We start from the raw sequence: 13,751 nt of genomic DNA, 5'->3' as shown, positions 1-13,751 counted from the left end.
AATGAAACAAAAATTAATGTTCTTAGCCATTGCTGCAATTGGATTTGCAAGTTGTAACGGCGGCTTTAAAAAAGGAGATGCAGGCTTGCTTTATAACATCCACACCTCAAAAGGTGGTGTGCATATTAAAGAAGGCGATTTCGTGAGTCTTAACATGGTTGTGAAAACCGATGGCGACTCCATATTGGTTAACAGCTACGAAGCAGGCAGGCCTATTATTATGCCAATGCCAAAACCACAATCAAAAGGTGACGTATACGCAGGTATTGAAATGCTTGGCGAAGGCGATAGCGCTACATTTAAAGTAGCTACTGATTCTATATTTAAAGGCGGTCAGCAACGTCCACCAAATATCAAGGGTAAATTTTTAATCTTCCAGGTTAACATCAATAAAGTAATTGCTAAAGGCGCGCTTACTGAGCAGGTTTTCCGCGGCAGGGTTACCGATTATTTAAAAACCCTTACTGATGTAATGAAAAACCAGGAGCCAGGTAAGATCAAAAAATACATTGCTGATCATAACTTAAAAACTACTAAAACTCCATCAGGTTTAAATTATGTGATCACTACACCAGGTACTGGTCCGGTACCTGCAGTTGGCGATACTGCTGTAGTAAACTACACAGGCAGGCTTCCAAATGGTAAAATATTTGAAACCAGCGTTAAAGAAGTAGCTATTAAAGAAAAACAACCTATGGAGCCAGGTCGTCAATACGCGCCTATCCGTATCCCTGTTGGCCAGGGTAAAGTAATACCAGGTTGGGATGAAGGCTTGCAATTGATGAACAAAGGTTCGAAAATTGTTTTAGTTATCCCTTCTGATATCGCTTATAAAGAACAAGGCGTAGGCCCAATTGGTCCATACACACCAATTGTTTTTGAAATGGAAATGGTTGATATTGTTCACCCGAATCCAAACGCGCCAAAACCGGTTATGCCGCAGATGGCTCCACCAACAACAAGGTAATTAAAAAGAATTTTTACAGCCTTCCTGACAACCTGTCGGGAAGGCTTTTTTATTTTTATTTATGAAAAGCATTTTTTATTTCTTAACCCCCCTGTTGGGGATAGCTACTTTAACCGCTCATGCGCAAGGTGGTTTACAAACTACAGCTAAAGGTGTGCAATGCCAGATATTTACCCATAACCCTGGCGAAAAGGTAAAGCAGAACGATGTAATCACCTTTCATTACATCCAGAAAACTGATAAGGATTCTGTTTTATTTAGTTCATACGTAGCGGGTCATACCGTACAGGCGCAGATCCATCCTTCTCAGAATGTAGCCGATTTAATGGATATATTTCCTTTGCTTGCCCTTAATGACAGCGCGATGGTAAAGGTACCTACCGATTCAATTTTTAAAGGACATGAAGAGGCACGCCCTCCGTTTTTTCCTAAAAGCAGCTATTTAACCTTTATTATTAAGATAACTAAGGTGCAATCATTAGAAGCGGCTATGGCAGAAAGAACTGCAGCAGGTGAAAAACTAAAACAACAGGAAGCTACTGATGTCAATGCTTATCTTGCTGCTAATAAGCTTGCGCTTGTTACCACAGCTTCGGGTTTAAAGTATACAGTTACAAAACCATCCGCACTACGCAAGGCCTTGGCCGGTGATACGGTATTGGTAAATTACGTGGGTAGTTTAATAAACGGAAAAGTTTTTGATACCAGCATCGAGTCGGTGGCGAAAGCTTCAGGTCTTGATCAGCCGGGCAGACCGTATGAGCCTATCAGCGTAGTTTTGGGCCAGGGCCAGGTAATCCCGGGCTGGGACGAAGGTTTAGCTTTATTGCACGAAGGTTCAAAAGCTAAATTTGTTATTCCATCTGCCTTAGCCTATGGCGAAAAAGGTGGAGGCCAGGTTATCCCGCCATACAGCACCCTTTTGTTTGATATAGAAGTTGTAAAGGTAAAACCAGGCAAGCATGCCCCTGTAGTTGCAAAACCAGGCGTTAAGCACCCGGTAAAAAAGGCAGCGGGCAAAAAAACAGCCGTAAGTAAAAAGAAAAATTAAGCAAAAAGCCTTCCCGATTTATCGGGAAGGCTTTTTTACTTTTGCCGCATGGTATTAACAGATACGCATACCCACCTATACTACGAAACCATTGCCGATAAACGCGCGGCCCTGGTACAGCGCTGTATTGATAATGATATCAATAGGTTGTTTTTACCCAATGTGGATGCCGAATCGGTGCCCCTGGTGTATGATCTGGTAAAAGCCTACCCTAATCTGTGTTACCCCATGCTCGGCCTGCACCCCTGTTCGGTAAAAGCAGACTGGGAGCAGGAGCTGGCAACAATAAAAGCCGCCCATCAACAAAATAAAATATATGCCATCGGTGAAATAGGTATTGATCTGTATTGGGATAAAACATTTTTAACCGAACAGGTTGAAGCTTTCAGGCAGCAGATTAACTGGGCAAAAAGTTTAAAACTGCCTATAGTAATACATTGCCGCGATGCCTTTAACGAGGTGTACGAAGTATTGCTGCAGGAGCGTGACGAAGATCTGCGCGGCATCTTCCACTGCTTCTCGGGTAACCTGGAGCAGGCTAAACAGGTAATTGACCTGGGCTTTTATTTGGGAATAGGTGGCGTTGTTACCTATAAAAATGCGGGTTTGGATAAAGTAGTATCTGAAATTGACTTAAAGCATATAGTTTTAGAAACAGATTCTCCGTACCTTACGCCCGTTCCGTTTCGTGGTAAACCTAATGAAAGTTCATACTTGATTTACATAGCCCAAAAGGTGGCGGATCTGCACCAAACCGGTGTGGAGGAGGTGGCTTTTATCACCACGCAAAACTCCAGGCAGGTGTTTGGTATATAATATAAATAATAACAGCAATTGATTTAAACAGCATAAACCTTAATTAATGAGTCAGATACTGATCATTTATACCGGGGGGACAATCGGTATGATGAGTGATCCCGTAACAAAGGTGCTCAAGCCCATCAACTTTGAGCAGATAATGGATAACGTGCCCGAGCTGGAAAAGCTTAATTGCCGAATTAAGGTGCACTCTTTTGAGGAGATCATTGATTCATCAAACATGAATCCTGAAATCTGGAGCCAACTGGCGGGCTTGATTGAGTCTAACTACGATGATAACGACGGCTTTGTAATATTACATGGCTCGGATACCATGGCCTACACGGCATCGGCATTGAGTTTTATGCTCGAGAACCTGGAGAAGCCCATTATTTTTACCGGCTCGCAACTGCCTATAAGCGCGATACGTACCGATGCCAAGGAAAATTTAATGACCGCCATTGAAATTGCCAAGGCCAAAAAGAATGAGCGTTCACGTGTGCCCGAGGTTTGTATCTATTTTGATTACAAATTATTTCGTGGTAACAGGGCGTTTAAATATAATTCATCCAAATTCGAAGCTTTTCGCTCGCCAAACTATCCTATTCTGGCCGAGTCTGGCGTGCACCTGAAGTTTAATGTAAATGATATCAGGCAGCCATTGGATGGTGAAAAATTAATTATTCATAACAACCTGGTAAGTGAAGTAGCTGTACTGAAACTGTACCCCGGCATTGGCCCCAAAGTGGTTGAAGCCATTTTAAATGCCGATGTAAGAGGCGTTGTAATGGAAACCTTTGGTGCGGGTAACACCACAACCGACAGCTGGTTTATTGATCTGCTGGAGAAAGCCATTAAAGAAGGTAAAGTTATTGTTGACATTTCCCAATGTAAAGTGGGTACCGTTGAGCTGGGCCGCTACGAAACCAGCAAGCAATTGAAGGATATCGGAGTAGCCAACGGATACGACATGACCTTTGAATCGGCCGTAACCAAAATGATGTACTTATTAGGTGAGTTTGACGATCCGGCTATGGTGAAACATTACATGGAAACGGATTTAAGGGGCGAGATTACGGTATCGTAAAATAGGTGCCGTAAACTCCCGTTCTTCCGCTCGTCGTTGCGAACGAAATCCAGGGACTCTGAAGGAGAATTGACGATTTAAAAAGTTTGTCATCCTGAACGCAGTGAAGGATCTAATCGCAGGCTGTACAGGGCGAAGAGTATGGCGGATAACAGATCCTTCACTGCGTTCGGGATGACAAAAAGTTTTTCTGCGAACCTGTCATTGCTTCGTACCTCGACGTGTTTAATTTGGACCCTCAAAACACCCTTTTATTAATTACCGCCATGAACCCATCCTTAAATTTTTCACTTACCGGGATGCGCTTATCGCCTATATAAATATGATTATCCTGGATTTTTACCAGTTGTTTGGTGTTTACAATATAGGAGTTGTGGACCCGCACAAAGGGTGGCAACAGTTGCTCTTCAATGTCTTTTAAGCGGCGGTAAATCAGCAATTGCTCCTGCGCGGTAACCAGTCTTACATACTCCTTTTCGCCTTCAAAATAGAGGATGTCATCAAGTAATATCTTACGCAGCTCCTTGCCCGATTTTACAAAGAAGTATTCCTGGTTTGGTGCAGACGGTTGGGTCGCAACATGCCCCGGCTTGTCAAAATAATGTTCTATCTTTTGCATCGCTGCCAAAAAGCGTTTAAGGGTTATCGGCTTTAGCAGGTAATCTATTGTTTGAAAGGAATAGCTTTCGGCGGCGTATTCTGAGTACGCTGTTGTAAACACAATTTTGGTTTGCGACGGCAACAGACCGGCCAGTTCCATGCCGGTAAGGTTGGGCATATTGATGTCTAAAAATATAAAATCAACCTTGTGGCCTTTTAAAAATGCCAGTGCTTCCAAAGCATTGTAGCATTTGGCTTTTAGTTGCCATGGAGTGCTTTGCTGTATTAGCATTTCCAGCAGGTTTACCGCATTGGGCTCATCATCTATTATAATACAGCTTAAGCTCATGCTAATGGTATTTTTAAAAACGTGTTGAAATTTCGGTCATTTCTATCAATGGCAAGTTCAAAGTTTTCGCCGTAAAGCATGGTAAGTCTTTTTTTTAAATTGGCAATCCCAAATCCGTTGGGTTGGTTATTTAAAGGTACATCATAAATAGAATTGCTGGTTTTAAAAAGCAGGTAACCCTGCTGCTGCTTCAGCGAAATGGAAACCCGGTTTTCGATACTTGATTTATCAATGCCGTGTTTAAAAATGTTTTCTACAAACGTCATCAGCAACATAGGCGGAATGCGCAGATCTGAATTGTACATTTTTTCAAAACTGACCTCTACCCCATGCCTGATGCGGATTTTTTCCAGCTCGATATAATTTTCGAGGAATTGCACTTCGGTTGTAATAGCCACATCATCCTTCGGACTTTCATCCACAAAATACCGCATAATATCTGATAGCCGCTCTATGAGCGCCGCCGTGCGTGGGGCTTCTTTATAAGCCTCGTAATAGATGTTATTCAATGTGTTAAACAAAAAATGAGGCTGCACCTGCGATTTTAGCAAATTGAGCTCGGCCTGGCTTTTTTGTACCATGATCTCTTCGGTTTGCTGCTTGAGTTTAAAATAGGCCAGCGCTATCCGGAAGATAAGGCTCATGATAAATATCAGTATCCCGCCCGAGATAAAGTTGAGGAGTGTTTTTACCGTAATAAGCTCGGGTGTTTTGGCGAAGAAATGATTGTATAGCCACATGGTTGTATAGCCTCTTATCAGCCCTATAGCCAATAAAAACAGGATAACCAGTACTACATACCATACGTATTTCTCTTTTTGGTAAAGCCGCGGATACAGAAATAAAATGTTGCCGTATATAGTAATCGCGTAAAAGGAAGTATTTACAATGGTATAAATAGCCGATTGCTTAAAGCCGTCCATCGGCAATAGAGAAAAAAAGAGGATAAAGATGACGGATACCCAAACCAATAACTGTAGCTGCAGAATGGTTGGCCTGGTTTTTAACAGTTGCATGCTTAAAAATACAAAGCTTTTTGATTGATAGTACCTGTTTTAAACGGATGCCGCAGTTTATTCAATAAAAACCTCTAAACTTTAAACGGACAGCCTAAACCATGCCTTATTGAATAAATAGTACCACCTGTTAAATAAAGACCAACAATGGTTGAATTGATTTTTTGTACAGGTGATTACAAGGCAAATTTGGTTAACCAACAAAATTAACCAATCGATCACCTATCATTAAATTGCCATGAAAACCGAACAGATTGTTGAAAAAGTTATAGCCATCAGTTTAACAGTATTGTTGCTGTTGTCGCATACACCAAAGGTATTCGCACAAACAGATACCATCCGCTTACAGGACTTGCGCCTTATTACGTCGGCCCTAAAGCCCGGACTTAAACAATACCTGGTTTATTATCAAAATGTAAAAGACAGTCGCCGGATGCGTTTTTCGCTTTGGCTACGCAATGTGGAAATTGAGAAACGTAATAAAGTAAATTACTTTGCAATTGCCCAGCACTGGTATGGAGCCGATAGCGCGGTGTACCGATCTGTTTATTCGCTTAATAAAATGGCCGATTTTTCACCGGTTTATCACGCGGAAACCATTGGCAAAAAAACAAAAGCCTATAACTGGGAAACGGATAAAATTACGGGTGCCGATACAGTTGCCGGTAACGATCAAAAAAACTTTAAGCTTGATTTTACCATGCCCAATTTTAACTGGAACCTGGATATTGAAACTTTTGAGATGCTACCCCTTGAAGCAGGCAAAACTTTCGCCATTAACTTTTACGATGCAGGTATCGATGTACCCCAATATGTGCTTTATAAAGTGACAGGCAGCGAGGTGATAACCACATCGGGAGGAGATAAAGCTGATTGCTGGAAACTATTTACCGAAAGCGATTACAAGGGCCGCCATTTTACCGAAACCTATTGGATAAGTAAAGAAGGTCATGAGTTTTTAAAAGAAGAAGATTTTTTTGACGGTGGCTATCGCTATAAAATAAAGATGATAGGTGCCGCGCCTGATGTGTTGGCGAGGTTTGTGAAGTAGGATAACGCCAAAATAACCAAGAGGCATACCGAATACATTAGTAAAGAAATTTGTCGTCCTGAACGTAGTGAAGGATCTGTTATTCGCCATGCATCTTCGCTCTGCATAGTTCGCGAATAGATCCTTCACTACGTTCAGGATGACAAATCTTTCAAAGCATAGGTTATAAGAGAAGGCAATATAATAAATAGGCAAATAGCGCTGCAACCCATTAAACCTTAGCGGCTAACAGTCGTCATACTGCAAAACCGCCACATCATGAAAAAAACTATCCTTATCCTGTTAGCAATGCTGTTTGCCAGCCATGTGTTTGCGAAAAAAAAAGATACATTTAATTTAAATGATTTAGCTGTTTACAATGCTGTGGCATCAAGCAGGGATAGTGCGTACACCTTTACTTTTACCTATCCCACCGGCAAACCTGGGGTAGTGATCAAAAATGGCATGATATCCACAATTGTTAATCCGGATGGTAGCAACACCCTGATAACTAAAACAGGTCAAACATCCGTGGTGGTAAACGCTGATGGCACTCATTCGTTATGGATAGATAATGGTGCTACGGCTACTATAGTCAATCCAAACGGTACGCATTCTGTTGTAATAAAAAATGGTCAAACAAGTACTATTGTTAATCCAAACGGAACACATTCTACCATGATCGATAACGGATCAACTTTTGTTATTGTAAACCCGGATGGTACACATACCGTCGGGATCAAGGCAGGCGGAAATACTACTATTGTTGTAAATCCGGATGGTACGCATACGATTGTGACTACGCCATAAAGCGGTGGAAATTGATTTTTCCTTCTTAAAAATTTGTAATCCTGAACGGGGTGAAGGATCTAATCGCAGACTTTACAGGGCGAAGAGTATGGCGAATAATAGATCCTTCACTGCGTTCAGGATGACAAAAAAAATGCTAAGACCTCGTTATTTACTTCTTCCACTCATTATCTACCAAGCGCCAAATCCCGGTTGGGTTAGCGTTCTGTAATGCCAATGGCAGTAGGCCATCGGGGCAGCTTTGAAAACATACCGGGCGTACCCAGCGTTTTACGGCATTGGTACCTACCGCGGTAAAACGGCTATCGGTAGTTGCCGGGTAAGGGCCACCGTGTACCATGCTGTGGCAAACTTCAACGCCGGTTGGTACACCATTAAACAAGATGCGGCCGGCAATGGATGGCAATAATTGCAGCAGGCGGGAGTGACCGGCGAAATCATCATCGGTACCCATCACCGTGGTAGTTAACTGGCCCGATACTGATTTTAATACTTTAAGCAATTCCAGCTCATCCTGGCAGTTCACCATGAGGGAGTAAGGGCCAAAAACCTCTTCGTGCAATAAGGGGTTTTCTAAAAATGTTTGTCCGCTAACCAATGCAACGGTTGGCAAGGCTTCAATATCCTTTGCTTCCGTGGCTGATTGTTGAATCACTTTTACACCATCCTGCTCCAAAGCGGCATGGCTCTTTTTTTCATAGGCCGAATGGATGCCGGCATGCAGCATTCTTGCTGGCTGCACAGCCTCAATGCCCTTGCCCAGGCTATCCAGGAAACTGTAAAGACCATCGCTTTCAATAGCTATCATGAGGCCGGGATTGGTGCAAAACTGGCCCATGCCCAGGGTAATGGAACCCGCGTATTGAGCTGCAAGACTGGCCGCGTTTTTATTTAAGGTATCCGGTAAAAATATAACCGGGTTTATGCTGCCCATCTCAGAAAATACCGGGATAGGGTTTTTACGTTGTGACGAATAATCATATAAAGCCTTGCCGCCTACGGTTGAGCCGGTAAAGCCAACAGCAGCTGTATCTGCTGCCTGTACCAAAGCCTTGCCGCTCTCGAACGAAGTGCCATGCACATGCTGAAAAATATGCTCAGGCATATTGCTGCTTGTAATGGCTTTCCTGATAGCGGTATATACCATCTCTGATGTTTCTGCATGTGCCGGGTGTGCTTTTACCACTACAGAACAGCCTGCCGCTAACGCGCTTGCGGTATCGCCGCCGGCGGTTGAATAAGCGAAGGGGAAATTACTGGCGCCAAAAACTACTACCGGCCCCAGGGGGATCAGCATTTTACGAACATCGGGTTTGGGTAGCGGGGCTCTGTCTGGTATGGCAGTATCAATGCTGGCTTCCACCCAGCTGCCTTCGCGCAGCATGGTTGCAAACATGCGGAGCTGACCTGTTGTGCGGGCGCGTTCGCCCGTTAAGCGTGGAATTGGCAGGTTGGTTTCTTCGGACGCTTTTTGAAGCAAGGCATCGCCCAAAGCTTCAATTTCTGCGGCGATAGCCTCTAAAAATAAGCTTTTTTCTTCGATGCTTGTTTTTTGGTAAGCCTCAAACGCTGCCTGCGATTGCTGCATTACCTGGTTTATTTCTTCAACGCTTGCTTCTTTAAAATTATTAGCCATGACAGATGTTTGTTTTGAATTAAGAACGGTTTGCACCGTTATATGTTTAAGCAAATATATTTAAAGTGGGGCTAAAGGTGTGGATATTTTCTATCTGGTAGTAACAGGATTTTGCCTTTTTTGGGGACTCTTTTGTTGTGGTTTGTGTGGTCATAATAGGTGCTCGGAAGATTTCAATTTTCTCTCAAGGGGCTGCGGTGCGTACCCCCTTTTTTACTCGGCCAGTATAGTATAATTGACATCGTGACGTTGGAGAAACAAGATTATGCTGGGAAGCCCCAATATTATTTGAAAAATAAACCAGGGGCGTGGCCCCGGCTCATATTGTAACAACGGATTTTAATCCGTTGAAAAAGAAGCAACATATAAAAAGAACCATTGGTTCGGCTCATATACCCGGCCGGTTAACTGTTATTTAACATTCAATAAACTGGAAATTCCGGTAGTCACTTAAAGATATGCCTCGTGCCGATGGCACTCATTTTCTTTTGGTTTATGATGAACGGATTAAAATCCGTTGTTACAATATTTGTCGAGGCGATGCCTCTATAAAAAATGATAATTAACCTAATCATGCCGAAGGCCCATAGTTAGCACACAATCAGCAGGAAAGCAGTGTGCTTTTTACTTGTATACCTTTCCCCAGCGCCCGATGTTTTAATTAATATTTAAAACCTGCCACTTTTTGGTAAATTAAAGCTACCTTTAAGAAATTCCTTCCCGCTAAATACTTAGGCATTGCCATTTTCTTATACGGTGATAGTTAAGCTTTAACATAATACCAGCCTGCTGCAGGCTGCAACAACCATAAAAAAATTCTCATGATAGCTGCTAAAGAATCTGTTGAAACCGAAACCCGCATGTATATGTACGACTTGCTGAACACTGCCAAAGAGTTTGGCTTTAAGGCAGACGACAGCTGGGAACTGAGCATGGTAACCAATACCGAAAGAATAAGGATTCAAAAAGATTATTATCCAACGATTGCTGCCAAAGTTGGTCCCGAAATTTTGATGGAGGTGTTTCATACTATTAAAACAAGACTTAACCAGTCGTTCCAGAAAGAAGAGCCTAAGACTGATAGTCGTGGGGTTGCTATAACAGAGGATCTTAATTACCTGGTTGCCTTTAATCCTAAAAGACCAAGAACCTAATAATCGATTTAACTTTCAAATAAGTATTTCCTTTTTGGGGCTTTAAAATAAAGATTGCGCTTCCTTTTTTAAATTGGGGGCGCTTTTTTGTGAAATGAACTTTGCTGCTCACAGGGTGTTTAAAAATGATCTGCAAAATTCAAAACCTCCTGTTAGTTGTTAATGATATATTTGCACCATGTTTGGTTTCAATTTATAACATGGCAAGCAAGGCATTAAGTATAAACGGCAGGATTTGGTTTGAAACTCCCGATGGTAAGTTATTAGGTCATGGCCGGGTGGAGTTGTTGGAGCGGATACAGCAATCGGGATCACTAAGGCAGGCGGCTTTGCAAATGAAAATGTCATACCGGCAGGCCTGGGATATGATCAATTATATGAATGAACATTTTGGGGCGCCGGTGGTTATTTCGCACCGCGGCGGTAAGGGTGGCGGCAGTGCCGAGCTTACCGAAAAAGGCCTTAAGGCAATTGAGCAGTTTAAATTGTTTCAACAAAAATTCCAGGAATTTTTAAAAACTAACAGTCCGCTTATCCAGGTCTAACCAGGCGGAAGAGCATAATTTTATAGTCCGGTCCGTTCGACCGGTTTATTTTTATTTGTCGTTATATAAATAAAAGCATATCGATTTGTAACTTGCGGCTATATGAAGAAATTTTACTCCTTAATATTGTTGATGGCGTTTACCTGCGGCCATCTTTTTGCGCAAAAAAGAGGAAAAGCAAAAGATACAACTGCTGTAAAAAGCGACACTATGCGGATAAAAAAACAAGAACTTAGTGAGGTAGTAATATCCGCATCGCGCATCAGCGAAAGCATATTACGATCGCCGGTGAGTATTGAAAAAATAACCGCTGCCGACTTCCGGCGCTCGGCCGCGCCATCTTTTTTTGATGCGCTGGAGAATGTAAAGGGCGTGCAGCTGATAACGCCCAGCCTCGGTTTCAGGATAATTAACACCCGGGGCTTTGCCAATACCACCAATGTGCGTTTTACCCAGCTGGTTGATGGTGTTGATAACCAGGCGCCGCATATTGGCGCTCCGATAGGTAATGCCATGGGGCCAAACGACATGGATATCGAAAGCGTGGAGATCATCCCCGGTACAGCATCGGCTTTATACGGCTTAAATGCTATTAATGGGTTGGCTAATTTTATAACCAAAGATCCATTTACCAGCCAGGGGATCAGTATTCAGCAAAAAACAGGAATCAATCATCTTGGCGATTCAGAAACATCGGCTAAGTTGTTTTCAGAAACCAGTTTCCGGTTGGCAAAAGCTATCTCAAAAAAATTCGCCTTTAAAATAAATGGTACCTACACCACAGGTTATGATTGGATAGCCGACAACCGTACCGACCTGAACGCGGCCGCCAATGCTAAACTCGGGATTCCCGGCGGGGTGGATAATCCGGGGTACGACCCGGTGAATGGCTACGGCAATGAATCATCCGACAGGAAAACCGTTACTCTTGGTGGCAAGCAATATTCCATTGCCCGTACCGGCTATGCCGAAAAGGATGTAACCAGCTATAATTTGCACAACGTGAAGGTTGATGTGGGCCTGGTTTATAAAATTAATGATGATACCCGTTTAACCTACACCTATCGCTTTGCCGATCTGGATAATATTTACCAGCGTGCCAATCGGTTCAGGCTGTCAGGCTATGTGCTTCAACAACATGCGCTCGAACTAAAAAATGACATTTACCAGGTACGCGCCTACTGGACGAGCGAGAACACCGGAAAATCATATAACCTGCGCTCGGCGGGCGAAAACGTAGATCGTAACTATAAAGATGATAATACCTGGTACGCCGATTTTACAAAAGGTTTTAATACGGCCACAGCAGGTGGTGCAACCGTGCCGCAGGCTTTGCAACAGGCCCGTCAATTAGCGGATGCCGGGCGTTACCAACCGGGAACAGCCGCTTTTAGAAATACGCTTGATAAACTGGCCGATATCAATAACTGGGATATTGGATCGGCGCTGCGGGTAAAGGATGATATGTGGCATGCGGAGGGACAGGTTGATATCTCCAACGCCATTTCATCAACCTTTAAAAAAACAACAGGGCTTGAACTGTTAGCCGGGTTTGATCATCGTACCTATATTATTCACCCTGATGGTAACTATTTTATTAATTACGTAAAGGGCAAAGAGTACAGCAATATTGATTACAGCAAAACCGGTGGCTTTATACAGGTAGGCAAATCGTTTTTTGATAGTAAGCTTAAACTTTCGGCCACGCTGCGTGCCGATAGGAATGATTATTTTAGTTTGAAATTAAATCCAAGGCTTACGGCTGTTTTTTCGCCGGTTCCAGAGCAAAATTTCAGGGTATCATACCAGAGCGGTTACCGCTTTCCGAGCATTTTTGAGGCTTTCTCCAACGTGAATAGCGGTGGCGTAAAACGGGTTGGCGGTTTAAGGGTGGTATCAAGCGGGGTATTTGAAAACTCCTACATCCGTACTTCTATCGATGCTTTCCAGGCTGCTGTTAAAAACGATTTCAACGCGGGCAGCAGCACCAGCGCGGCCATTGAAAAGGAAAAAGGTTTGCTTAAAAAGAATACCTATACTTACCTGCAGCCAGAGCATATCAACTCTTTTGAGGCAGGCTATAAATCCCTGTTTTTTGAGGGCGACCTGAGTGTGGATGCCGATTTTTACTACAACAGGTACAACAATTTCATCGGGCAGATTGAAATTAACGTACCCAACACCCAAAAGGCGGATTCCATTCCCTATTACCTGAACGATAAAACCAAACAGGCCCGTTACCGCGCCTGGACAAATTCGCAAAGTACGGTTTACAACATTGGCGGCAGTTTAGGTTTGCAATACAAAATATGGCAAAAGTTTATCCTCTCGGGCAATGTATCGTATGCCAAATTACAGCGTACTGCCAATGAGGATGCCTTGGAAGATGGTTTTAACACACCGCGATGGATCACTAATTATTCTTTCGGCGGTAACCGGGTGATTGGCAATTTGGGGTTTAATGCAACCTATAAATGGCAAAGCGGTTTTTACTGGCAATCGTTTTTAGTTAATGGCAATGTGCAGGCCTATGGCACTATTGATGCACAGGTTAATTATGATTTCCTGAAAACAGGGCTCAACGTAAAAATTGGAGCGAGTAACCTAACCAATAAATACTATTACTCGTTTTTGGGCGGACCGGCCATAGGTGGGTTTTATTATACCACGCTCACGCTCAACTTAAAATAGAAAACAGGTTATTGTCA

Annotated in this window: 12 protein-coding genes; 9 read left to right on the top strand and 3 right to left on the bottom strand. The window is 42.9% G+C overall.

Translation table 11 applies throughout. The annotated features are described in order from the left end of the window. Position 1 precedes the first annotated feature (1 nt). The 4 genes from AC1D0K_RS16105 (at position 2) to AC1D0K_RS16090 (ending at position 3,903) form a co-directional block, all read left to right on the top strand. Complete coding sequence (locus AC1D0K_RS16105) at positions 2 to 967, top strand: FKBP-type peptidyl-prolyl cis-trans isomerase (RefSeq protein ID WP_295715490.1); 966 nt, start codon at positions 2 to 4, stop codon at positions 965 to 967. A 61-nt stretch (positions 968 to 1,028) separates the two neighbouring features. After that, positions 1,029 to 2,018 carry an FKBP-type peptidyl-prolyl cis-trans isomerase gene (locus AC1D0K_RS16100; protein ID WP_477393881.1) on the top strand — a complete coding sequence of 330 codons (990 nt, stop codon included), beginning with the start codon at positions 1,029 to 1,031 and terminating at the stop codon, positions 2,016 to 2,018. Between the two features lie 48 nt (positions 2,019 to 2,066). Beyond that, entirely contained in the window at positions 2,067 to 2,834 is a 768-nt protein-coding gene (locus AC1D0K_RS16095) for a TatD family hydrolase (RefSeq protein ID WP_477393879.1), read from the top strand. A gap of 46 nt (positions 2,835 to 2,880) precedes the next feature. Further along, positions 2,881 to 3,903, top strand: coding sequence for an asparaginase (locus AC1D0K_RS16090; RefSeq protein ID WP_477393877.1), 1,023 nt, complete (start codon positions 2,881 to 2,883; stop codon positions 3,901 to 3,903). 238 nt (positions 3,904 to 4,141) lie between these two features. Here AC1D0K_RS16090 and AC1D0K_RS16085 read toward each other — a convergent pair whose 3' ends face one another. Then, the gene (locus tag AC1D0K_RS16085) at positions 4,142 to 4,852 is read right to left on the bottom strand and encodes a LytR/AlgR family response regulator transcription factor (RefSeq protein WP_477393875.1); all 711 of its coding nucleotides are present in this window, start codon (positions 4,850 to 4,852) and stop codon (positions 4,142 to 4,144) included. Continuing rightward, entirely contained in the window at positions 4,849 to 5,868 is a 1,020-nt protein-coding gene (locus AC1D0K_RS16080) for a sensor histidine kinase (RefSeq protein WP_477393873.1), read from the bottom strand. Before AC1D0K_RS16080 ends, AC1D0K_RS16085 begins: the two co-directional genes overlap by 4 nt. A 238-nt stretch (positions 5,869 to 6,106) precedes the next feature. Between AC1D0K_RS16080 and AC1D0K_RS16075 the strand changes: the two genes are divergently transcribed. Then, positions 6,107 to 6,919 (top strand): DUF3108 domain-containing protein, encoded by an 813-nt coding sequence (locus AC1D0K_RS16075; RefSeq protein ID WP_477393871.1) that lies wholly within the window; start codon positions 6,107 to 6,109, stop codon positions 6,917 to 6,919. Positions 6,920 to 7,177: 258 nt separating this feature from the next. After that, on the top strand, positions 7,178 to 7,708 hold the full coding sequence (locus tag AC1D0K_RS16070) for a hypothetical protein (RefSeq protein WP_477393869.1): 531 nt from the start codon (positions 7,178 to 7,180) through the stop codon (positions 7,706 to 7,708). Between the two features lie 151 nt (positions 7,709 to 7,859). Here the strand turns inward: AC1D0K_RS16070 and AC1D0K_RS16065 are convergent, their stop codons facing one another. Next, positions 7,860 to 9,344 carry an aldehyde dehydrogenase (NADP(+)) gene (locus AC1D0K_RS16065; RefSeq protein ID WP_477393867.1) on the bottom strand — a complete coding sequence of 495 codons (1,485 nt, stop codon included), beginning with the start codon at positions 9,342 to 9,344 and terminating at the stop codon, positions 7,860 to 7,862. An 821-nt stretch (positions 9,345 to 10,165) separates the two neighbouring features. Between AC1D0K_RS16065 and AC1D0K_RS16060 the strand changes: the two genes are divergently transcribed. From AC1D0K_RS16060 to AC1D0K_RS16050, 3 genes are all read left to right on the top strand, one after another. Continuing rightward, positions 10,166 to 10,498, top strand: a complete 333-nt coding sequence (locus AC1D0K_RS16060; protein ID WP_477393865.1) for a hypothetical protein — start codon at positions 10,166 to 10,168, stop codon at positions 10,496 to 10,498. A gap of 125 nt (positions 10,499 to 10,623) precedes the next feature. Continuing rightward, the gene (locus AC1D0K_RS16055) at positions 10,624 to 11,043 is read left to right on the top strand and encodes a winged helix-turn-helix domain-containing protein (protein WP_477393863.1); all 420 of its coding nucleotides are present in this window, start codon (positions 10,624 to 10,626) and stop codon (positions 11,041 to 11,043) included. Positions 11,044 to 11,145: 102 nt separating this feature from the next. Beyond that, positions 11,146 to 13,734, top strand: coding sequence for a TonB-dependent receptor (locus tag AC1D0K_RS16050; RefSeq protein ID WP_477393861.1), 2,589 nt, complete (start codon positions 11,146 to 11,148; stop codon positions 13,732 to 13,734). The last annotated feature ends 17 nt before the right edge of the window (positions 13,735 to 13,751 follow it).

It is taken from the genome of Mucilaginibacter sp. P1_A3 (assembly GCF_056406855.1).
Note: the sequence above shows the minus strand (reverse complement) of the source record. Positions and strands in the feature narration are given on the sequence as shown.

What these genes read in the sequence shown, in the direction of transcription:
- AC1D0K_RS16105 (WP_295715490.1), top strand. Translation starts at nt 2, where the DNA reads ATGAAACAAAAATTAATGTTCTTAGCCATTGCTGCAATTGGATTTGCA.
- AC1D0K_RS16055 (WP_477393863.1), top strand. Translation starts at nt 10,624, where the DNA reads ATGATCTGCAAAATTCAAAACCTCCTGTTAGTTGTTAATGATATATTT.
- AC1D0K_RS16075 (WP_477393871.1), top strand. Translation starts at nt 6,107, where the DNA reads ATGAAAACCGAACAGATTGTTGAAAAAGTTATAGCCATCAGTTTAACA.
- AC1D0K_RS16070 (WP_477393869.1), top strand. Translation starts at nt 7,178, where the DNA reads ATGAAAAAAACTATCCTTATCCTGTTAGCAATGCTGTTTGCCAGCCAT.
- AC1D0K_RS16050 (WP_477393861.1), top strand. Translation starts at nt 11,146, where the DNA reads ATGAAGAAATTTTACTCCTTAATATTGTTGATGGCGTTTACCTGCGGC.
- AC1D0K_RS16095 (WP_477393879.1), top strand. Translation starts at nt 2,067, where the DNA reads ATGGTATTAACAGATACGCATACCCACCTATACTACGAAACCATTGCC.
- AC1D0K_RS16080 (WP_477393873.1), bottom strand. Translation starts at nt 5,868, where the DNA reads ATGCAACTGTTAAAAACCAGGCCAACCATTCTGCAGCTACAGTTATTG.
- AC1D0K_RS16060 (WP_477393865.1), top strand. Translation starts at nt 10,166, where the DNA reads ATGATAGCTGCTAAAGAATCTGTTGAAACCGAAACCCGCATGTATATG.
- AC1D0K_RS16100 (WP_477393881.1), top strand. Translation starts at nt 1,029, where the DNA reads ATGAAAAGCATTTTTTATTTCTTAACCCCCCTGTTGGGGATAGCTACT.
- AC1D0K_RS16090 (WP_477393877.1), top strand. Translation starts at nt 2,881, where the DNA reads ATGAGTCAGATACTGATCATTTATACCGGGGGGACAATCGGTATGATG.
- AC1D0K_RS16085 (WP_477393875.1), bottom strand. Translation starts at nt 4,852, where the DNA reads ATGAGCTTAAGCTGTATTATAATAGATGATGAGCCCAATGCGGTAAAC.
- AC1D0K_RS16065 (WP_477393867.1), bottom strand. Translation starts at nt 9,344, where the DNA reads ATGGCTAATAATTTTAAAGAAGCAAGCGTTGAAGAAATAAACCAGGTA.